Here is a 20,908-nt window from a genome sequence, read left to right on the forward strand (position 1 = left end):
GCGATACCCTTCTTTTGCTTCAGTGTTCCGAGTTACGGACAATCTAAGTATCAAGCAGCAGGAAATTGCTTGCAAATCATTGCAAACAATAGGGATGCGGCGTTACCGGTAACTCCGGCGTTTGGCTGTCGATTGCCCCTTTGCTGCGCAGGCGACCCTTCACGCTCCTACATGGATCGTTATCGCTAACTTCATAGTCGCAGGAGCAAACGATCGCATCGGTCGCAAATGGCGCTACACTCGTGTAAGGTGAAGCGTCATGTTTGACTATCAGATCGAGCTCATTTGGCAAGGCCTGTTGGGCGCTGAAATTCGAGCAGCGTATTTCGGGGAGCTAAGCCATAGGCTGCTCCGTACCCAGAGATTGCTAACGTTAGCCAGCTTGTTGCTTTCTTCAGGAGCGGGTGTTTCTTTGCTTACATCCGTCCCGACCCAATACAGCTGGATCAAGCCGGCGATGGCCTTTCTCGCGGCGGGCATCAGCCTCTGGTCACTTGTGGCGAAGAACGAGCGCGGTTCGATCGACGCGGCAGATTTACATCTCCGGTGGAATAAGCTGGCCATGGGTTACGGTGACCTTTGGGCTAACGTTCACATTGATCGTGCCGCAGAGCAACTCGCAAAGCTGCGCGATCAAGAAGCGGATATCTCCAAGAGCAGTACCGCGATGCCCGACAAGAAAAGTCTTATGTTGAAATGCCAGGAGAACATCCTGATGCACCACCAGCATCAACTCGCTGCATGAGGAAGATCGCTTGAACGACGCTAACAAAAGAGCCAGCTACCCGCCGCTTCCAAGACCGCTCCCTCCGCCGCCAAAACCTCCACCACCGCCGCCACCACCGAAAAAGTAGGGATTGTCAGTAGCCTAAGCAGCCTCGACGCGGATGCGATTCTTCCAGTGCGTCCAGACGAACCACACGATTCCTGCAACCAGAACGACTTCCACGGCGAAGTGGAACTTGTTGAAGAAGGCCTTGAACTCTGGGTTGGAGTTCCATGTCGCTCCCAGCTTCATGCCAACGTAGGCCAGAGCGTAGCACCAGGGCCACGATCCGATGAAGGTGTAGATGTGGAAGCGGACCTGGTTCATCTTGGCTACGCCAGCGGGCAGAGCGATGAACGTCCGAACGATCGGGAGCATGCGGCCAATCAGCACCGTGATCGAACCGTACTTGTTGAAGAAGTAGTCCACGCGATCGAGGTCGTGGCGGCTGAGCAGGACGTAGCCGCCGAAGCGCTCGACCATTGGCCGGCCACCCCATGCGCCGACCCAGTATGCGGGGATCGAGCCGATATTCGAGGCCAGAGAGGCCACTGTCGCCAGGAGCACCAGTTGTAGCTGATTGTGTGCCAGGACAAAGCCCGCGAACGGCATAATGACTTCCGACGGGATCGGAATGCAGGCCGACTGGATGGCCATGAGCAGAGCGACGCTGGCGTAGCCGCCCGTGGAGATGAAGGCGACAAGGAGTGCAAGAATTTTCTCTGACATTGCCGAGAAGTATATCGGATGGCGATTTCAGGATCGTGTCTGGAAAGGTTTTTGGTCGACGTAACTACTTGTGCGGCTTCTGCAGGGCCTGTTCGATCTCGGCCTTCATGTGGTCGAAGTCGCCCTCGCAATAACCCACTGTCTGGAAGAGAATCTTTCCATCTCCATCCACAACGTAGCTGCGGGGAATGCCGGACTCAGCAAACAGGCCGTAGGTAGAACGCTTCGGGTCGGATGCGATGGGATAGCTGAAGTGACTGCTCTTTTGAAATGGCACGATCTCTTTGTCCGTCTGTTCGCGAGCGATGGCCATCATCACGAAGTTGGGATCTGACTTGTATCGCTGCCAGATTTCTTTTTCCAGACGCGGGATCTCGTACTTGCATGGGCCGCACCAAGTCGCCCAGAAGTTCAGAACGACGACCTTACCTCGCTGGCTCTTCAACGAGAATGTCTTCCCATCGCTGTCGGTCACCGTAAACGCCGGCATCTGTGTGCCAACCTTGGTGCGAGTTGCGGGGTCGCTTTCGGTGGAGCAGCTCTGCGCAGGCATGGAAGTTCCTCGCAGAAGAACCGTCAAGATGCAGCAGGTGAGCAGCTTCTTCAAGACGCCATTAGCAACTCTCTTCACAGGATCGCCTCTCGCCTAACCGTCGATTTGCATCAATCTATCATCCTGCGCCCGGATGCGTGAGGATTTATCATCTTGCCAGAGGGACAAGAGATGTCAGAGACAGTAATTGCTCCGGTCGAAGCCGGAACCGTAGAAGCACCGATTGGTACAGCCACAGCAGTGGCACCGCCCGCAGCATCGGGCCGTCCTGCGAGCAGCTATGGCGCGGCACCCCATGATCCATCGAAGCCGCCCGTGAAGCGACAGATTGTATGCTTCAGCTTTTACAAGGTGATGCCTGAGTGGCGGCGTCTTCCGAAGGAGACCAAGGCCACGCAGAAGGCGGAGTTTGCCGCCGTCATCTCCAAGTGGAACAAGCCGGGTGAGTTTCTCTCGCTGACCTACTCCACCATTGGAACCCGCGGCGATGTGGATATGTGCATCTGGTCCATTGGCTATGCCGTCGATGAGTTGAACCAGATGCGCAGCGAGTTGATGGGCACGGAGCTCGGCGGATACCTTACGTCGCCGCACAACTTCCTTGCGATGACCAAGCGCTCGCAGTACCAGATTGACCGCCCGGATGAGAGCGAAGGCGAAGGACGCGGCGCGATCCGTCCCGGCGGGCAGAAGTACATCTTCATCTACCCCTTCTGGAAGACGCGGCCCTGGTACCTTTTGTCTGCAGCTGAGCGGAAGCGACTGATGGACGAACACATTCGTATCGGCTTGATGTATCCGCGGGTGAAGCTCAATACTACGTACTCGTTCGGCATCGACGATCAGGAGTTTGTGGTGGCGTTTGAGACCAACTTCCCTGAGGACTTCCTTGACCTGGTGCAACAGCTTCGCGAGACGGAGATCAGTCTCTATACGCTCCAGGACACGCCGATCTTCAGTTGCGTCCGGCTGCCTGCTTCAGAGATGCTGAACCGGCTGGGATAGCGATGGCGAATGGGTAGGCAGATACGGTTTTACCTTATGCCCGACGACGTTGACTCTCTGATAGAGAAACTGAAGAATGAGCTGGAATGCCGTTCATTTCTCGCGAGTTCAACGTCATCTTTGCCGGTTGCTGTGACATCCAGCACCCTCTCGCGCTCCTCTTCGAAATTTGGCGGCTTAATCGGCTATGAGCGCTGTTATCTCACGCGCGACAGCACTGCACCCGAGATGCGATTCATTGAGAAGCAGGATTACTGGCTCGTTGATCCTAGCTCGGAAGCGATTGAGTTCGATGGCTGCGATTATGGTTCGCATTGGTTGTGTGAGGGACGTCTCTACTACCAAACAGACACCTTGAACAACACGGCAGACTGCTTACTTCCGAAAAGTCAGGCCTTCGTTGCATGGGCCGAGCAGATCTTCCGAGCGGCTAAGAAGCAGATGACTTGGAACAATGAGCTCAAGACTTACATAGGACGAGAGGCGGCGCAATGGGTAAGTCAAGGCGGCCAACTGGCAGATGAGCGAACGCGATCGCTCCTTCAACGAGCGGTAAGTGTGGGGTTGGTGTGAAGAAGTCGGCAGAGCTAAGTTTGACTCCACCGCAGAGGCTCAGCTTGGCGGCGCGAAAGCTCGCGATTGAGGGCGTGCCTGCTAAGAAAGCAAAGTCGATCGCCAAGTCTGAACCGGTAGCTCCAAAGGCAAACCCTGGGAAGACCAAAAAGCCGCTCGCACCGGAGCGCATCGCGGCAATTCTTGATGGACTGAGGAAGACCTATCCCGGTGTCGTTTGTGCGTTGAATCATCGCAATGCGTGGGAGCTTACGATTGCCACGATCCTCTCCGCGCAATGCACCGACGTGCGCGTGAACCTCGTCACGCCCGCGCTCTTCAAGGCTTTTCCGACACCGAAAGCGATGTCCGCCGCTTCCCTTCCCGAGCTTGAAGAGTTGATTCGGACGACGGGTTTCTTTCGCAACAAGGCGAAGTCGATTAAGGGCGCGTCTGAGGTCGTTGTGAAAGACTTCAAGGGACAGGTGCCGCAGACGATGGAAGAGATTCTGACTCTGCCCGGAGTTGCGCGCAAGACGGGCAACGTCGTGCTCGGCTCGTTCTATGGAATTGCTGTGGGCATTGTCGTAGACACACACGTGCTGCGGCTCTCAAAGCGGCTGGAGCTGACGAAGAACACCACTCCCGAAAAGGTCGAGCAGGAACTGATGAAGGTCATTCCGCAAGACCGGTGGATTCAGTTCTCACACGAGTTGATCCATCACGGAAGGCAGATCTGCGTTGCTCGTAAGCCGCGCTGCTCGGAGTGCTCGCTCGAGCATCTCTGCAACGCCTCCGACAAGACGTGGAGTTCACACTAGGGTTCCTTGAGATGTCGCGATATTGCAGCCGCAAGCGAGTCGATCGTCGGTTCATCCGCCTCGAAGGTTGGCTCGTATCCAAGTTCACGAAGAGTAGTTGAGGTGATCGGCCCAATCGAAGCCAGGGCGATTCCGTGTGGAATCTTCAGATCGATCGAGGCAAGCAGTGCCGCCAGATTTCTCGCCGTGGAGGAGCTGGTAAATGTAATGACATCCGGATAGCAGGCACGGTCTGCGAAGATCTCTTGAAGCGCAGGCAGCGTGCCGGGGGGCGTGACATTGCGATAGGCGGTAGCGATCGTCACGGAGTGCCCCGCCGCTTCGAGGGCCGTCGGAATCACATCGCGTGCCTCTTCGGCGCGAACCAGCAGGAATCTCTGCTGGCTACCGCACTCCGCCAGCAACGCATTAGCCAAAGACTCGGCGACGTACTCGGTTGGCACAAGCATAGGCTCGATCTCAGGCGCAAGTCGTGCCGCCGCGACCGCTTTGCCGGTCGCTGGACCGATGACTGCAATCCGCTTCAATCGCGGCAACGCTCCGAGCTCGCGCGCTCGCGTTGAAAGAGCTTGTGCCGCATTCGCGCTGGTGAAGACGACCCAATCCAGCTTGTCATCCGGTTGATCGAGCAGCCGAATCGCGGCGTCCAACTCCTCAAATGATCGCGGCGGAACGACCTCGATCATGGGCACGAGAACCGCCTCCGCACCGATGCGCTCGACCGCCGCAGCAAGCTCCGAGGCCTGGTGGCGCGTCCGCGTGATGAGTATCCGCGGCCGATTCAGGACCGTGCTCCGCTCGTATCGATTCGCTTGCTCACCGTGTCACTTTACAGCAAACCGCGCGATTCGCCCGGGAGCTATTCGAAGCGATAGAGCTTCACCTTCTCGATATGTAGTGCACGCGGATCGAAGCGGAAGTAGCTGCCCTGGTCGTTTTCGTCGCCGTTCAGTCGCCGCCCTGCGAGCCATGCGCCGTCGACGAAGTGCCCCTCGTCAATCGAAGCGATGCCGACTTGCTTGTCGCCTTGCGCGAGAGGCGTGAACGAGACCCTGTAGCCTTTGCCCGCTCCCAGGAACTCCTCTGGCCCCGTCTGAACCAGAAGCCCGAAGCCCTTCTCTGCGTGGTTACCAAAGATCTCGTCCAGGCTTACGTGAACGATGTACTCGCCCATCTTGAAATCAACGGAAGAGTTCGACTTATCCAGCAGGAAACCGTGGGTCTTCGCGTGGCCATGCTGGTCGAGTCCGCTGCCTTGCACTTCAAGCAGGGTGGGAACGATCTCTGCGATTGCCGCATAGCTCGCCGTCATCGCCTCTGTTCCTGGCTTGTCCCGCTCTGGTAGAGAGTCGATCGCGAAGGGGGAGAACCCGAGGGCTGCGTGTTCGCCCGTCGCGTAGAAGATATTCTCCGCGCCGGGTTCGCCGCCGTTTGTCTCCGGCAGAAAGAGCGGATTGCCATCGCGATGATATTTGGCTGTCCATCCCGCGAAATCAGACGCGTACAGGTCGGGCGTATACATGTCGAGGGACGGGCCCTTCTGCAGGCTTCGCGCTGCCTTCCACACATCCGTCACGCGGGGTTGCGGCCCGCCGCTGGGATAGTTGCCCGGCTTGCTGCTCCCTCCGCCAAGCCACGTGTTGACGAAGAGCGGCAAGGCGTATGCCTCTTTCCCCTTCGCGGCGACTGCGTGAACGTAAGTCGCGTAGTGCCATGCCATGAAGAGCTCCTCGGCACGGTCGGCGTCGCCGAAGATCTGCGTCCATGTCCCCGAAGACTTGCTGCCGTTCTCCTCCCATAGAGCACGGAACTCGGGATCGAGCGTCTCGCGATGCGCCACGAGGTACTTCATCAGCTCGGCTGGTACCTCCGCGGCGAACTCCTTGTCGGCGATGGCCGAGTGGTCGCGGGCCGCTCCAAGGATGCCCACCTCGTTCTCCACCTGCACCATCAGGACGGTGTGCTGCTCGGCGTCCACCTCTTTGATGTGTTGCATCAGGGCGGCGAAGGCGCGGGAGTCGGCGTCGCGGGTTGCAGGGGCGAAGGTGCTGAGGATGTTCACCTCTGCCCCATTGATCACCACACGCGGGAAGCGCTTCGTGTCCTGCTTGACCCACACAGGCGGATATCCCGACATGCCGTTCTTCCACGCCGCCAGCCATAGGAAGACGATGTGCTCATGCTGCTCGCGGGCCTGCGCGATCAGACCGTCGACGAGCGCAAAATCATAGTGACCTTCGGTAGGCTCGACTAGCTCCCAGGAGACAGGAGTCAGGACCGTATTCAGGTGCATCGCCGCCATCTGCGGCCAGATGGGCTTCATGTACTCCAGGCTGGACGAGCTGGAGTTGTGCAGCTCGCCGGCCAGCATGAAGTACGGTTTGCCGTCGACGATGAGCTGCGTCGTGGTCCCGCGCTTCTCCAGGTGGGGCATCGCCGGGGTTTGGGCAAACGATAGAGTTGAGGCTAGAAACGCACAGGAGACCAAGGCAACCGGGAAACTTCGCATGGTCGAACATTATGACAGCGCGGGGAAACATTTGTCAGCGGTAAACCGTTTCAGCATCGAAGTTTGGCCGTCACGCCACAGTCTCTGCCAGAAGCAGATCGAGTGCGCCTCTGGCCTTGAGATCGTCTGCGATTCTTTTACCTAATGCCTCTGCGTTCGGCTGCCGTACCATCGGCTCGATCTGGTCGAGCTGCACCATGGTCTCACCGTCGGGTGCGACCACCTGGGCATAGATGCGGTAGAAGTCGCCGGTCTGCGCGTCGCAAACGGGAGCTACGTGAATTCCCACAGGAAGCGAGCATCCGCCGCCCATCGCGTCGAGCGCGAATCTTTCTGTCTCAACACAGAAGCGCGTCTGAGGATGGTTGAAGAACTTGACCGCCCCGCGCACGAACTCGTCCCACTTTTCGTCAGGAGTGTCCGATGCGAGAAAGCCCTCGGCACGAGTCTCGATCGCCAGCGCTCCCTGGCCGGGTGCGGGACAGAGTTCGTCGGGGCAGAAGCGGTAATGGACCGACTCTGCGCGCTTCAAGCGGTCAAGGCCGGCTGCCGCTAGGACCAGCGCATCGCATTGCCCCGAAGCCAGCTTTTTCAAGCGGGTGTCGACGTTTCCACGAACTTCAACGAAGGTTACGTCTGGCCGGAGAGCAAGCAACTGAGCCTTGCGGCGAGGACTTGTGGTTCCAATGCGTCCGCCCTCAGGTAGGGTGTGCAGTCCCCAGAACTCTTCGCATACCCAGACGTCGCGAGCGTCGGCGCGTTTCGGGATGGCGACCAGCGTGAACTGCGGGGCGATCGTAGTCGGAAGATCTTTGAGCGAGTGCACCGCGAGGTCGATCCGTCCCGATTCCAGCGCTTCCTCGATCTCCTTGATGAAGATGCCCTTGCCGTCGAGGCCCGGCGGCAGAACGAACCCCGGCTGCTGCATTCGGTCGCCCGTCGTGCGGATCACTTCAAGTTCAACGGCGTAGCCGGCATCGCGCAGGGCGTAAAGGACATGGTTCGCCTGCCAGAGAGCAAGCTGCGAACCACGAGAGCCGATTCTGATCGGCCGTTTGCTATGAAAGTCTTTCGTCATCTGTTCTCTAAGAATACTTGAGAGCGAGGTGCGAGACGTATCAATTCAGCGAGAGGGAATGCCCGTTGGGATCAAGAGCGACAGGGCGTCCGGGACCAACCGGACGGAGATTGGAAGTCGACCGATCCACTCTCCATCCACCTGGGCATGCACATTCGAGTGCGGACCGATCGGTTCGCAGCGGAACTCGTCGGCGTCGATGGTTCGCAGCCACGGGTTCCTCCCGTGGATTCCCAGTTGTCCTGACACGAACCATGAGGGCAACGAGATCCGCCCCGGTGGCCGCAGATAAGAGAGCCGCAGGCTTGCCGAGTGGAGCGAACTCCCTTGCGTGAGCTTGCTGAAGAGGCCGCCGAGGTCTCCGACGCGGGCGCACATCGCGCTGACCGCGCGGTCCTCCTGCCAGCAATCGGAACCGGTCAAGCGGTAGGAGATGCGAAAGGGTGGAAAGCGGCGCGTCATGAAAAGCCGGGCAGCATGCGCGTAGTACGCCATGCGCCCCAAAGCCTGTTTCCCGGCGAGAAGGCTGTAGACCAACGCTCCGTCGGGTCCAGCGCCCGACAGTACTGAAAAGTATCTGCTCTGAAGTTCTGATCCGCCATTCCCTGCGGAGTACTCGACTCGGCCGACCGGGATCCTTGTGGCCGGAGCACCGGCGAGTTGCGAGATAGCCCGCAGCGGATCGGGCGATAGGCCGAGGTTTCTGGCCAACGCATTTGCGGTTCCCATCGGAACGACGCCAAGGGTTATGTTGGTTCCAACCACTCCCTGCATTACCTCGTGGACGGTGCCATCCCCGCCGCACGCGAAGAGAGTGTCCGCGCCTTCGCGAACAGCCTTTGCGGCCAGAGCGGCGGCTGTGTTGGGGCCGGTCGTCTCGATGCAGTTGGCGATAGTGCCCTGACCCTCCAGCTCTCGAATCATCGCCGGGAGGAGGGTCGCGAGATCGCGTAGTGAACCTGCCCTGGGGTTGACAATGAATGTGGCGCGGCTCATGCGATCAGCTTTACACGTCGGCGAGAGCTGGGCTAGAGGGCTGCCGTCAACGCTTTCAGCCCGCGCACCGCGATATACTCAGAGTTTGGGACAGAGTGTCGCGGGAACGTGTATCGCCCTGTCAACCGATATTGAATCATCAAGATATGTCTCTTCTCTGGCTCAAAGTCGCGGTTCTCTTGTACGGCGTTGCAGCGCTTGCGGTGCTGCCCGCCGCGCTCTACGACCGGCCGCGCTGGCGCCACGTTGCGATCCCGCTGACGATCGCGGCCGCCTTGTTCCACTTCGTCTCGCTCGCCGAGATGCTCTACGCTGCCCACCATAGTCGGCCGGTGGAGACGCACGAACTCCAGTCCCTGCTGGCGCTGATGCTGGTCGCTGGATTTCTGGTCGTCTATCTGCGATACCGCACCGTTGCGCTGGGAATCTTTGTTCTGCCGATAGCGTTTCTGCTCAGCGTCCTCGCGGCATTTCGGCCCGGGCAGGAGGAACTGCTACCGCTCCGCACAGGTTGGATCTTCTTGCATATTGCTTTGCTGCTTGCGGCTTACGCGGCGCTCTTTGTCAGCCTCCTCGCTTCCCTGCTCTATCTCATACAGGAGCGCCGGTTGAAGTCCAAGGCCCCGACCATACCGTGGCTTCCACCGCTCGAAACGACAGACCAGATAGCTCTGAAGAGCCTTCTCTTCGGCCTGCCGTGCATGACCGGCGGGTTGCTCATCGGCTCTCTCGTCGCCCAGCAGACGGTAGGCGCAAGCTACTTTCTTGACCCAAAGATCCTGCTCGCCTTCGCTATGTGGGTCGCCTACTGCGCGATGATCTTCATCCGGCGGCACTCCGGTTTGCGTGGCCGCCGGGCGGTCTATCTGTCGAGCTTCGTCTTTCTTGTCGTCATTACCGTCTGGGCCGCGAACCAGTTCTCCGCCGTCCACAGGTTCTCCGCCCCATGAGCCAGATATTGGACAACATGGATTCGAAAGGAACGGCGGTGGACGCTGCTGAGAGGCCAGCGACGCGTTCTCTTGTGCTGCTCGGCATCAATCACAATACCGCGCCGATTGAGGTGCGCGAACGTCTGTCGGTTCCTCTGACGCGGCTTGCCGACGCCACGCGATCCCTGCTTCATCAGCCCGGCGTTCGCGAGGGATTGATCCTCTCGACCTGCAATCGGATCGAGTTGCTCACCAGTCAGGAATCGCTGCCGTCCGCACCCGATCTTCCGCGGTTTCTTGAGGAATATTTTTCCGTGCCTGCGGCTCTGCTTGCCCCGCACCTGTACGAATACCGCGAGCGCGAGGCTGTCCGGCATCTCTTCCGCGTCGCCAGTTCGCTGGACTCGATGGTGGTTGGCGAACCGCAGATCCTGGGCCAGGTGAAGGAGTCATATGGTGTCGCCCGCCAGGTGGGCGCTGTGAGCTCTTCGCTCGAAGGGCTGTTGCAACGGGCGTTTACGGTTGCCAAGAAGGTGCGGAGCGAGACTGAGATTGGATCCTCAAGTGTCTCGATCGCTTCCGTTGCGGTCGATCTTGCGCGGAAGATCTTCGGCACGCTGCAGGGAAAGACCGTGCTCCTGGTCGGCGCGGGGAAGATGTCTTCGCTTGCAGCGCGGCACCTCATCCAGCAGGGCGCGTCAAATATCCTCGTAGCCAACCGCACGCAGGAACGCGCGGAGGCACTTGCGGTCGAGTTCCTTGGCACATCAGCCTCTACCGCCGTGTTGCCCTTCGACCAGCTCTACTCCCATGCGGATCGGGCGGACATCGTCATCACATCTACCGGCTCCGATCAGAAGATCTTCAACCGCTCGCATGGTCAGCACTTCCTCGAGCGCCGCCGCCACCGGCCAATGTTCTTTATCGACATTGCTGTACCACGCGACGTCGACCCTGCTATGAACCAGGTCGAAGGCTGTTTCGTCTACGATATCGACGACCTGCAGCAGGTCGCGCAGTCGAACCTTGCGGATCGCGGGCGCGAGGCAGAGGCGGCCGAGTCCATCGTTGCGAGAGAGGTCGATCGCTACCAGCAACGAGTGCAGTCCCTGGATGCCGTCCCCGCTATCCTGAGCCTGCAGCAAAACGCCGAAGCAGTCCGAGCGGCGGAGCTTGCGAAGTCAGCCAAGCGTCTGGCCGGCCTCACTCCCGAGCAGCAAGCCGCAGTCGAGGCGCTGACACGCTCTCTGACCGCCAAGCTTTTGCATCCGCAGATCGTCGCCATCCGCCGCGCCAGTACAGAGACGGACGAAGATTAGTGGCTACAGCCAGGCCTTCAACTGGTTCTCCACCATCGACTCGGACAGAAACATTGGCTTATCGATAATTGTGATGTTGAGAACACCGTTCTCATAAACGTAGTGCGCCTTCACGCCCATCTTTTCAATCGTGCCTTCGTGCCCTATCAGGTTAATTCCCTGCTGTGCGGCGATCTGTGCGGCCTTCGAATCGAACTGTTCGGGAGTCAGGGGAATCTGGATCATGGGGCTTCCTTCGGGCGTGAGATGGTCTTCGTGACCTCAGTCTACCGCGTGCGATATTCTGCAAGTCTTGGATCGGTTACTGGGTTAAGAATTGGCGACAGAGACAATCAACGAAATTGCGGGTATGGACGCGGCCTCCCTTACGCCGGTGATGCGGCAGTACTTTGCCGCGAAGCAGCAGTATCCGGACTGCCTGATGTTCTGCAGGATCGGTGACTTCTACGAGCTTTTCTACGACGATGCCATCCTCGTCGCGCGCGAACTCCAGCTCACGCTGACGGCACGCGATCGAGAGAAGAAGCAACCCATGTGCGGCGTTCCTTATCACGCTGCGGAGATCTATCTGCAACGCCTGCTGCGCAAGGGCTACCGCATCGCGCTTTGCGAGCAGATGGAGGACCCCAAGACGGTCAAGACCATCGTCCGGCGCGAGGTCACGCGCGTCCTGACGCCGGGAACGTCGCTCGATCCGTCGCTCGGCCCGGAGCAGAGCAACTACCTGGCTAGTATTGCGGTGAATGGCACTGGCGTCAATGCAAAGGCCGGCCTTGCCTTGCTGGACTTGTCCACAGGTGAGTTCCGCGCGACAGAGTTCAGCGGCGCATCCTCATGGACAGCGGCGATGGACGAACTTGGCCGCATCCGGCCTGTTGAGTTGATCCACGCTCTTGGCTTATTCGGGCCCGGTTCAGGCGGACTTCTCAATGCGAAGAATGGCAACGCTGAATCATCCGAAGACAGCGCCGGACTTGAGTACATTCGCACCCGAACGCCGGTCGAAGAGTGGGTGTTCACCGGAGACTACGCCCTTCCTCTTTTGACCGGGCACCTGCACGTTCACTCGCTCGACGGCATCGGCATGGGCGGCCATGACAGCGCCGCTATCGCCTCCGGTGCTTTGATTCACTACATGCGGGCCACGAAGCAGGGCGCGCTCGAACACATCGACGGCATTCGATACTACGAGCGATCCACTTGCCTCGAGCTCGACTCCGTAAGCGTGCGCAATCTCGAGCTCGTCGAGCCGCTCTTCTCCGGGGAGTCCGTGCAGACGACGCTGTTCCACACGCTCGACGCATGCTGTACGCCGATGGGCAAGCGCCTGCTGCGGGCTACGTTGCTTCGGCCATCGAACGAACTGGCGGAGATCAACGCTCGCCTTGACTCCGTTTCGGAAGCAGCAACGGATCTACGCAAGCGCGAGAATCTGAGGCGTTCGATGGATGGCGTCCTCGACCTGGAACGTTTGCTGGGCCGTGTTGCGCTTGACTCTGCTGGCCCGCGCGAGGTGATGTCGCTGGCGGCGACGCTCGGCTGCCTGCCGGGCGTGGCGCTTGCGAATAGGTCTTTTGAGTCAGCCCGGTGGCGAGAACTCGCTGCGGCACTGGATCCGCTTGAAGACCTGCACTATGCCATCGTGAAGACTCTTGCAGATGAGCCGCCGATTACATTCGCGGACGGGGGCGTCATTCGCGCGGGTGTCGATGCGGAGCTCGATGAACTTCGCGAGCTGAGCCGCAGCGGAAGGCAGGCTCTGATTGCCATCGAGGAGCGCGAACGTCAGCGCACCGGGATCGGCTCACTGAAAGTCCGGTTTAACAGTGTCTTCGGCTACTACCTTGAAGTGACCAAGGCCAATGCAAAGTCTGTGCCCGCGGACTACGAGCGCAAGCAGACACTGGTAAATGCGGAGCGATTCACGACGCCCGAGCTGAAGGACTACGAGACGAAGATCCTCACCGCGCAGGAGCGCTCGGGGGAGATTGAACGCCGTATCTTCGCAGAGCTTCGGGCGGAGCTACTGGTTAATGCAGGCCGCATTCGCGAGACGGCGCGCCGCATCGCCGAGATCGATATGCTCGGCTGCTTTGCTCACCTCGCCGCGCTGCGTGGATGGACACGTCCGCTGATCGAAGACTCGGGAGTGCTTGAATTCGTACAGGCTCGACACCCTGTGGTTGAGCGGCGCATGGAAGAGTCGGGCAGCGGCCGATTCGTTCCGAACTCGGTGCATCTCGATGCCGATGCCGGGCCGGCTGTGTTACTTATCACTGGACCTAACATGGGTGGTAAAAGCACGTATCTGCGACAGACAGCTCTGCTTGTCATCATGGCGCAGTGTGGCTGTTTTGTGCCTGCGGAGCGTATGAAGCTCGGCCTTGTCGATCGCATCTACACTCGGATCGGTGCCAGCGATAACGTTGCGCGCGGTCGCTCGACGTTCATGGTCGAGATGACTGAGACCGCTGCGATCCTCAACACCGCGACTGCACGTTCGCTCGTGCTGCTCGACGAGATGGGACGCGGCACGGCAACCTACGATGGTCTTTCTCTGGCATGGGCAACAGTGGAGCATCTGCACGATCGAATTGGCGCGCGAACACTCTTCGCCACGCACTATCACGAATTGACCCTGCTCTCTGAGCAACTGGCGCGGCTCAGAAATCTGCGGGTCACTGTCAAAGAGACGCCTTCGGGGATCGTCTTCCTGCACAGTGTTGAAGCGGGACCGGCGAGCAAGAGCTACGGCATCGAGGTCGCGAAGCTGGCCGGGCTGCCTGCCGCGGTCATCTCTCGGGCGCGCGATGTGTTGAAGGTCCACGAGCGCGTCGAAAGCTCCGCGCTTCGACCAGCGCAAGCAAAAGAACAGATGCAGATGACGATGTTCACTCCGCTCTCGCAGCGCATCGTCGACCGCCTCGGAGAGGTGGACGTCGACGAGATGACACCGCGTGAGGCCCTCAATCTGCTCGCCGATCTGCAGCGGGAGTTGAAGGCATGATCGTTGCTGGCGTGATGAGCGGAACCTCGGCTGACGGAGTGGATGTTGCGATCTGCCGCATCGCGACTCCTGCAAAGCCGGGCGGCACACCGAGGATCAAGCTGCTTCATCATGCGGGATTTCCTTATCCGAAGGCAGTACGCGCTGCCGTTCTTGCTGCAATGAATGCTGAGTCGATATCTGTTGCGGAGATGAGCCGTTTAAACTGGCGGCTGGGCGAGGTCTATGCGGATGCGATCGAGAGGGCGAGTGCAGAGGCCGGTTTGAAGCTCGATCTCGCAGCCTGCCATGGGCAGACGATCTACCACCAGGCTGTGGCGCAGACGTATCTTGGCAAACCAGTCCGCGCGACATGGCAGATCGGCGAAGCGAGTGTACTCGCAGAACGCCTGCGGGTTCCTGTCGTGAGTGACTTCCGCCCTGCGGACTTAGCTGCTGGTGGCCAGGGCGCGCCGCTGGTGCCGATGCTCGACTACACGCTGTTTCGTGATGCGAAGAAGAGCCGCGTACTGCTCAATCTCGGCGGAATCGCGAACCTCACCGCGATTCCCGCAGGTGCGTCCATCGATCGTGTGATGGCCTTCGACACCGGGCCGGCAAACATGGTCGTTGACGCCGCCATGCTTCGTCTGTTCGGTAAGAAGTTCGACGCCAATGGGACGATCGCGAATCGTGGCACAGTCCTGCAGGACGTCGTTGATGCTGTTTTGAAGGAGAAGTTCTTTTTGACCGCCCCGCCGAAGTCCTGCGGTCGAGAGGAGTTTGGCAGCAGCTTCGCATCGCGCTTGATCGAGGTTTGCCAAGCGGAGGCAGGTTCGGATAAGGACATCGTCGCGACGGCGACCGCGCTCACCGTGCAGTCCATTCTCTCTGCTTACCGGACCTTCGTATGGCCGCACCTCGGGCAGAGCGCACCCCTCGCGGAGACGGAGGTTATCGTTGCGGGGGGCGGGGTAAAGAACAAGACCATGATGCGCCTGCTCGCTACGGAGTTCATGGCACTGGGTGTGCAGGTAAGTCCGATGGACGACCTTGGCGTTCCCGCGCAGGCAAAGGAAGCTGTAGCCTTCGCTTTGCTCGGGTGGCTTACATGGCATCGTCTGCCCGGCAATGTGAAGTCAGCTACCGGAGCCGCTCGCGAAGTGATCCTCGGCAAGGTCACACACCCTTGAAGCGCTCTCTGTATTGCTATGTATTCGCGTGTCTGTTCTTCGTTGCAGGATGCCGCAGCCATCGACCCGCCCCGGACACACTGGTCATGATGATCGAGAGCAGCCCCAACAATCTCGATCTTCGCGTTGGCACGGATGCGCAGTCTGAGCGCATCGGCGCTCTCGTCTTTGATGCCCTCGTCAAAAAGGACGACCACTACAATCTGCAGCCTTGGCTCGCCACAAGCTGGGAGCAGCCCGATCCCGTCACCTGGATCTTTCATCTCCGTGATGGAGTCACTTTTCACGATGGGCGCGCTCTCTCAGCCGAGGATGTCGTTTGGACCATCGAGAGTCTGATCGATCCTGCCCACGGGCACCTGATCACTTCGAAGAGCGGTAACTTCGCCGCGGTTGCAAGCGCCGAAGCGAAAGACCGGCTCACTGTCGTCGTCCACTTGAAGCACCCGGACGCAGAACTTCTCTTCAATATGAGTGACGGCCTCTTCGGGGTCGTGCCCAATGGCTCGGGGAGCGACTTTGGCCTGCATCCTATCGGGACCGGGCCTTTCCGCTTCATCTCCAGCGTGCAGGATAAGGAGGTGCTGGTTGAGCGCAACCCCGGCTACTGGGCGGGATCGCCGAAGATCGAGAGAGTCCGCTTTGCTGTAGTGCCTGACGCGATCACCACGGCGCTCGAACTGCAGAAGGGTTCGCGCGACATGGAGAGCAACGCCATTACGCTCGACATGGTCCACGCTCTGCGTAACGAGCGGAGCCTCGCCACAGAGACGGGGCCAAGCTCAGTCGTGGTCTACATGAACTTCAACGTTCAGGACCCCATTCTTCGCGACCGGCGCGTTCGCCAGGCCATTGCCTGCGCCATTGACCGCCAGGCTATCGTGGATGCCATCTGGCGCGGCAAGGCAAGGCTGGCGAACTCGCTGCTTCCTCCTGAGCACTGGGCGCGTGCTGCTGACTCCGAGATGGCGAGCTATCCCCATGACATCGGGCGGGCGCAGAAGTTGCTTGGCGATGCCGGCTTCCCTGCCAGGAAAGATGGAGTTCGCCTACATCTCACTCTCAAGACAAGTACAGACGAGACCACGCGTCTGCTTGCAGCGATCCTTCAGCAACAACTTCGTCCCGCAGGGATCGACCTCCAGATACGCTCCGCGGAGTTTGGTACGTTCTATTCCGACGTCACCAAGGGCGCGTTCCAGATCTACGCTCTGCGCTGGATTGGCAGCAATGAAGATCCCGACATCTTTCGCTATGCTTACGGCTCCGCGAGCGTTCCTCCCAAGGGCGGGAACCGGGGTCGATACGCAAACCCGAAGTTGGACGATCTGTTGAAGAGTGCCGCGGCATCCTCCGATCAGTCTGAGCGGCGAAGAGACTACGTTGAGGCTCAGCAGATTCTTGCTGAAGACCTGCCTGGAATTCCCCTCTGGTATCCGGACAACGAGGTCATTCATAACCTGCGGGTGAATGGCATAAGGCCGGTCGGTGCAGGAGGCTTTGACTATCTTCGATTCGCATCCTTGCGCACTTCGCCGTGAGGATCTTCGGCATCGTTACCAGGTTGCGTACTTTGTGCCGTCGAGCGCGGTTCCACTAGACTTCGAGTACACGTTCCAGACGCTCACTCCATTCCAGGATGTGCCGTCGTTCTCATCCTGCATGGAGCGCAGCCCCGGTCGCGGGTGCCGGTCATAGGATCCACAGGAATCTCGCGTAGAAATTTCACCTTTGTTCCCGCAACATCGACGCCTTCAACGAGCCGCTCTAAGCTGTCCGGGTAACCGTGAGTATCCCCTCTGACTAGAAAGCCGCCGCGGTCGCAGGCTTCCTTATATTTATCGATCGCGCGTCTCATGCGTTCTAGGTCGCTGTGGAGTTCCTTCTCCTTTTGACGGCGAACTGTGAACCGTGCCACCGCCAACGCCATCCCAGCAAGGATTGAGAGAATGGTCATGGTGATGATGAGCAAGTTGCGATAAGAATTTACCCCAACAAACTGTTGGGTCGAAGACCACACCCGCTGCTATGGCAGCTACGATGCCTTGCAGCGGGTTTTATGTGCTTCCCATCTATTCATTCAACGTTGACAGCGACCCACCGCGCGCTCACGTCCAGGCGGTATTGCTTACGACGCAGATAGACGGGCATGGCGAGCCCTTCGGTGAAGAAGTCCTGCACGAGCGCGGGGCGAGTGCCAAAGATAGAAAGACCCGGGTCGTGTGCTGATCTTTGGGCGCTCGAGTCAGGGGGCACCGGGCTTGCCGGGTCGATCGCCACAACGGTCAGACGATCGGACAAGCGGCCTTCGACGGCGGCGATGCGAGCGTAAGTTCGGTGATATCCCCTCCCCAGCAGAAGCCGGTTGCCTACGCGCATGGTGTTGATGTATCCGAGGAACTCCTTCGGGCCGAAGGTCCCGTGAGCAGCGGAACGATCCACTGCGACTGCGCCGTCCATCTGCGCTGAATCCGTATTCACGCCGAAGATATATTCCCCGTGAGGGAGTTCGATGCGGATATCGGTGTCGAAGCGCCGCCGTGAGAAGGTCATCTCGAGCTGCGAACTCGGCCTATTGATGGGGAGAGCTGTCGTGAGCCAATCCGCTTCTACGTCGGTTGCATGGGAGTAGATCATGGAACGCTCGATCGCGATCTGGAACTGGAACACGATCAACTTCATCGGATCGATCTTGACGACGCGAACACCGGCGACGCCCAAAGTTGCCAGGTACTGCAGAAACTTCGCGGCGTGTTCTTCTTCCGCCGGATTGAGTGGAAGCTCCTCCGGAGCGACGGCCAAACGTTCTGGAAGAGTCGCTGCCCTCTCTCGCCAGACGTGCCACGTCTCTTCGGCTTCAGCCTCGGTGATGGGGCGGGCGAAGACGCAGTCGTGGACCAGGAAGCGAACTGCCTCTTCGTGAGACATCCAGCCCGGCAGCGCGACACCAACGAGAGTGTTAGGAGGTTGCGATCCGAGTTCCAACATAGGTCTCCGTTGCATACCAGGATGAGTTGGAAAGGCCGAAGCTGGCGAACCGCAGCGGCAGCTAAATTTACATGCGTGAGTCTATAACGATTCTTATCCATCCATGTTGAAATGTAATGCGCGCAGCTTGACCTGGAGCCAGCCACTGATACACTGGCCGCCAGATCAGGAAGCGGTAATCTCATTTGTCTGCCCTCGGCGCATCCTGCGTCCTGTTCAACAATTCTGTTCGGCGGGGATGCTCGATGCGCGTGCTCTGGATCTCGGATAGTCCGGATACGCCCTCGGGCTTCGGCAATGTAACCCGCTTCATCTGCGGGGGCCTTGCCAGCCGGGGACATCACGTCAGCATCCTTGGCTGGCAGACTCTGCAACAGCAGGAATGGAACGGGTGCCAGGTCTATCCCGCTTCCGTCGGTCTGGGCAGCCGATCGCTATTTCCCTTCCTCGTGAGGCATCGTCCAGAGATTGTGATCGCTTTGGCCGACGTATGGTGGTTGCCCTATTTCTCAGCTCCGCATATACGGCGGCAGATGCTGCTGACCGATACTCCGTGGGCCCTCTATTTCCCGATCGATGGCTGCCTGAAAGAAGAAAAACTTCCTGCGAGCTGGGTGCAGCTGCTTGGGGCGGTCGACATACCCATTGCGATGAGTGAGTTTGGGCGGGACACCGCGCAGCGAAGCGGGATCGATTGCAAGTACATTCCTCATGGCGTAGACAGTGGAATCTTCTATCCTCCAGTTGACCGGGAGCGTGCCAAGGAAGAGGTGGACGCTGCGGGTAAGTTTCTGATCCTGTCCGATAGCCGGAACCAGCCGCGCAAGATGCTGCCCCGCCTGTTGGACATCTTTGCGAAGTTCGCCCAGGGGCGGCCTGACGCACTGCTGCATCTGCACACCGACCCTGACGACGAGTTCACCAAGTCGGGACTTTACTCTTACGACGTGCGAGCCGATCTTCGACATCTGGGAATCGAGTCCCAGGTCAGATTTAGTTCTGGCCATGTGATGAGTCGCGGCGGAGGTCTGCCGCTCGAGGAGCTTGCTCGCTACTATCGCGCCGCGGACGTCCATCTGCTGGCTTCCAGCGGAGAGGGCTTCGGGTTGCCGACTTTACAGGCAGCCGCAGCCGGAGCTGTGCCCATGGCAGGCGCTTACAGCGCAAGCCTTGAGTTAGTGAGTGGACATGGCGAAGCGGTCGCGATCAGTGACTGGAGCGAGAATGAATTCGGAATACGTCGTGCGCTGATCGACATAGACGATGCCGTGACCCGACTTGCCAGGTTGTATGACGATCGCGAGCTTTTAGCGGAGCGTTCCCGGCTGTCTGCTGAATTCGCTCTGCCTTACAACTGGAACCTGGTGCTCGATCAGTGGGATGACCTCTTGCGATCAACCGCGGCCGCAAAACGACGTATCTCCAGGGTTCCTGTGGCAAAGGCAATGGATGCCACGCTGGCGTCGAGATTTGCGCCGCAGGTGCCGAGTGGGTCGGTTACGGTCAACGTTGTGGAGCATCAATTCGGCAGGCTGGAAGCCGGTTTAGTGTCCGATACCAAGGGGCACCTCTCCGATGTACGCATTCCTTCGGTGCAGGAGAGTTGCGTAGTTAATCGCCTCAAGGTAATTCGCACTGCTGGATATATTGGCGTTGCTTCCGGCGACCTGGAGCTTTTTTATCGCTTGAAAGCGATCTTCCCGATGATCCAGGGATGGGTGCCGCTGGCCTCTGGCGAAACCCTTGATATATCCGGCTTTCCGAGTCTACAAGCTAGCGAAAAAGATTCTCAGACCATTGCAAAAATTGCTGTTGACAGCCCCTGGAGGGGACGCTACGATCTTTCGCAATCAGTGCTCCTGTTCAACATGTGCGCTGAACTAAAGGATGAGCTACTCATCGAGGCAGCTTTATTCGGTGTGGTGTGCATCGGTTCCCCCGGGTCAGAAGCGCAGAAAATGTTGTGGCCTGAGCTCGCTCTGAGCAGCCAGGAAGAAGCTCTCCAAACAGCTCGAAGACTGTTGACGAACAATGCTTTACTGCGGAGGGTTTCGGTACGCGCTCGCGAGGTTTGCGTGAAGCGTTATGGGCCTGATGAGGCGAGGTTGGCAGACTCACTTCGCGAGTTGCATGCTTCGCACTCGGGAGTGTCCAGTAACTGATTCGAGGTGAGGATTCCGTGGCTTTTCAAATGTATATGGTCGCATTTCAGGGCAGCTATTCGGAAGAAGGCTCGCGCAGCGTGCAACAGCGAATTCGAGAATGTAATGGCGTTACGTTGATGGTGATGAAGACGGGAATTATCGCGGCGTTCGACGATGGGTTGGTTCCAGCGGTGCGGTCTCACCCCAGTGTCGGGATGGTGGGCGGTGTCACTCTGAACCCACATGGGTATGCCGCAGACAGGCTGCAGCGTATTTTTGCGGAAAATCTAAGTAAGCAGATTGAAGTCAGCGGCACGACCGGGCCTGTTACCTAAGT

General features: G+C 59.0%; 19 protein-coding genes. 11 read left to right on the top strand and 8 right to left on the bottom strand.

All coding sequences use genetic code 11. The features are described from left to right. The first annotated feature begins 259 nt into the window (after positions 1–259). On the top strand, positions 260–745 hold the full coding sequence (locus OHL18_RS09565; protein ID WP_263374639.1) for a hypothetical protein: 486 nt from the start codon (positions 260–262) through the stop codon (positions 743–745). Between the two features lie 123 nt (positions 746–868). On the opposite strand, the gene OHL18_RS09570 is transcribed toward OHL18_RS09565, so the two are convergent. After that, positions 869–1,495, bottom strand: coding sequence for a DedA family protein (locus OHL18_RS09570; RefSeq protein WP_263374640.1), 627 nt, complete (start codon positions 1,493–1,495; stop codon positions 869–871). 64 nt (positions 1,496–1,559) lie between these two features. Further along, a complete protein-coding gene (locus OHL18_RS09575) occupies positions 1,560–2,126 on the bottom strand; it encodes a TlpA family protein disulfide reductase (protein WP_263374641.1) in 567 nt (188 codons plus the stop codon). Positions 2,127–2,219: 93 nt separating this feature from the next. Between OHL18_RS09575 and OHL18_RS09580 the strand changes: the two genes are divergently transcribed. The 3 genes from OHL18_RS09580 to nth are packed head-to-tail and all read left to right on the top strand — an operon-like array spanning position 2,220 to position 4,426. Then, positions 2,220–3,053, top strand: coding sequence for a chlorite dismutase family protein (locus tag OHL18_RS09580; protein ID WP_263374642.1), 834 nt, complete (start codon positions 2,220–2,222; stop codon positions 3,051–3,053). 36 nt (positions 3,054–3,089) lie between these two features. Beyond that, a complete protein-coding gene (locus OHL18_RS09585) occupies positions 3,090–3,626 on the top strand; it encodes a hypothetical protein (RefSeq protein WP_263374643.1) in 537 nt (178 codons plus the stop codon). Between the two features lie 44 nt (positions 3,627–3,670). Then, entirely contained in the window at positions 3,671–4,426 is a 756-nt protein-coding gene (gene nth, locus OHL18_RS09590; protein ID WP_263374644.1) for an endonuclease III, read from the top strand. On the opposite strand, the gene OHL18_RS09595 is transcribed toward nth, so the two are convergent. The 4 genes from OHL18_RS09595 to OHL18_RS09610 form a co-directional block, all read right to left on the bottom strand. Then, a complete protein-coding gene (locus OHL18_RS09595) occupies positions 4,423–5,211 on the bottom strand; it encodes a uroporphyrinogen-III synthase (RefSeq protein WP_263375727.1) in 789 nt (262 codons plus the stop codon). The genes nth and OHL18_RS09595 overlap by 4 nt on opposite strands. Before the next feature lie 74 nt (positions 5,212–5,285). Further along, on the bottom strand, positions 5,286–6,935 hold the full coding sequence (locus OHL18_RS09600; protein ID WP_263374645.1) for a GH35 family beta-galactosidase: 1,650 nt from the start codon (positions 6,933–6,935) through the stop codon (positions 5,286–5,288). 70 nt (positions 6,936–7,005) lie between these two features. After that, the gene (hemC, locus tag OHL18_RS09605) at positions 7,006–8,013 is read right to left on the bottom strand and encodes a hydroxymethylbilane synthase (protein ID WP_263374646.1); all 1,008 of its coding nucleotides are present in this window, start codon (positions 8,011–8,013) and stop codon (positions 7,006–7,008) included. Between the two features lie 45 nt (positions 8,014–8,058). After that, complete coding sequence (locus tag OHL18_RS09610) at positions 8,059–9,009, bottom strand: diacylglycerol/lipid kinase family protein (RefSeq protein WP_263374647.1); 951 nt, start codon at positions 9,007–9,009, stop codon at positions 8,059–8,061. Between the two features lie 146 nt (positions 9,010–9,155). On the opposite strand from OHL18_RS09610, the gene OHL18_RS09615 reads away from it, so the two are divergent. Together OHL18_RS09615 and hemA are read left to right on the top strand one after the other, a co-directional pair. Continuing rightward, positions 9,156–9,959 carry a cytochrome C assembly family protein gene (locus tag OHL18_RS09615; protein WP_263374648.1) on the top strand — a complete coding sequence of 268 codons (804 nt, stop codon included), beginning with the start codon at positions 9,156–9,158 and terminating at the stop codon, positions 9,957–9,959. Continuing rightward, positions 9,956–11,260: a glutamyl-tRNA reductase gene (gene hemA / locus OHL18_RS09620; RefSeq protein WP_317890483.1), complete on the top strand. Its 1,305-nt coding sequence runs from the start codon at positions 9,956–9,958 to the stop codon at positions 11,258–11,260. Before OHL18_RS09615 ends, hemA begins: the two co-directional genes overlap by 4 nt. Before the next feature lie 3 nt (positions 11,261–11,263). Here hemA and OHL18_RS09625 read toward each other — a convergent pair whose 3' ends face one another. Further along, positions 11,264–11,485, bottom strand: a complete 222-nt coding sequence (locus OHL18_RS09625; RefSeq protein WP_263374649.1) for a hypothetical protein — start codon at positions 11,483–11,485, stop codon at positions 11,264–11,266. Between the two features lie 124 nt (positions 11,486–11,609). Here OHL18_RS09625 and mutS point away from each other — a divergent pair, with 124 nt between their 5' ends. From mutS to OHL18_RS09640, 3 genes are all read left to right on the top strand, one after another. Further along, positions 11,610–14,267: a DNA mismatch repair protein MutS gene (gene mutS, locus OHL18_RS09630; RefSeq protein WP_263374650.1), complete on the top strand. Its 2,658-nt coding sequence runs from the start codon at positions 11,610–11,612 to the stop codon at positions 14,265–14,267. After that, positions 14,264–15,439, top strand: a complete 1,176-nt coding sequence (locus tag OHL18_RS09635) for an anhydro-N-acetylmuramic acid kinase (protein ID WP_263374651.1) — start codon at positions 14,264–14,266, stop codon at positions 15,437–15,439. The genes mutS and OHL18_RS09635 overlap by 4 nt, the downstream gene beginning before the upstream one ends. Before the next feature lie 86 nt (positions 15,440–15,525). Further along, positions 15,526–16,980: an ABC transporter substrate-binding protein gene (locus OHL18_RS09640; RefSeq protein ID WP_263374652.1), complete on the top strand. Its 1,455-nt coding sequence runs from the start codon at positions 15,526–15,528 to the stop codon at positions 16,978–16,980. Positions 16,981–17,515: 535 nt separating this feature from the next. On the opposite strand, the gene OHL18_RS09645 is transcribed toward OHL18_RS09640, so the two are convergent. After that, positions 17,516–18,427 (bottom strand): hypothetical protein, encoded by a 912-nt coding sequence (locus OHL18_RS09645; protein WP_263374653.1) that lies wholly within the window; start codon positions 18,425–18,427, stop codon positions 17,516–17,518. 245 nt (positions 18,428–18,672) lie between these two features. Between OHL18_RS09645 and OHL18_RS09650 the strand changes: the two genes are divergently transcribed. Further along, on the top strand, positions 18,673–20,589 hold the full coding sequence (locus OHL18_RS09650; RefSeq protein WP_263374654.1) for a glycosyltransferase family 4 protein: 1,917 nt from the start codon (positions 18,673–18,675) through the stop codon (positions 20,587–20,589). Positions 20,590–20,606: 17 nt separating this feature from the next. After that, on the top strand, positions 20,607–20,906 hold the full coding sequence (locus OHL18_RS09655) for a hypothetical protein (RefSeq protein WP_263374655.1): 300 nt from the start codon (positions 20,607–20,609) through the stop codon (positions 20,904–20,906). Positions 20,907–20,908 lie beyond the last annotated feature (2 nt).

This window comes from Granulicella aggregans, assembly GCF_025685565.1.
In the GTDB taxonomy this organism is placed as follows: domain Bacteria; phylum Acidobacteriota; class Terriglobia; order Terriglobales; family Acidobacteriaceae; genus Edaphobacter; species Edaphobacter aggregans_B.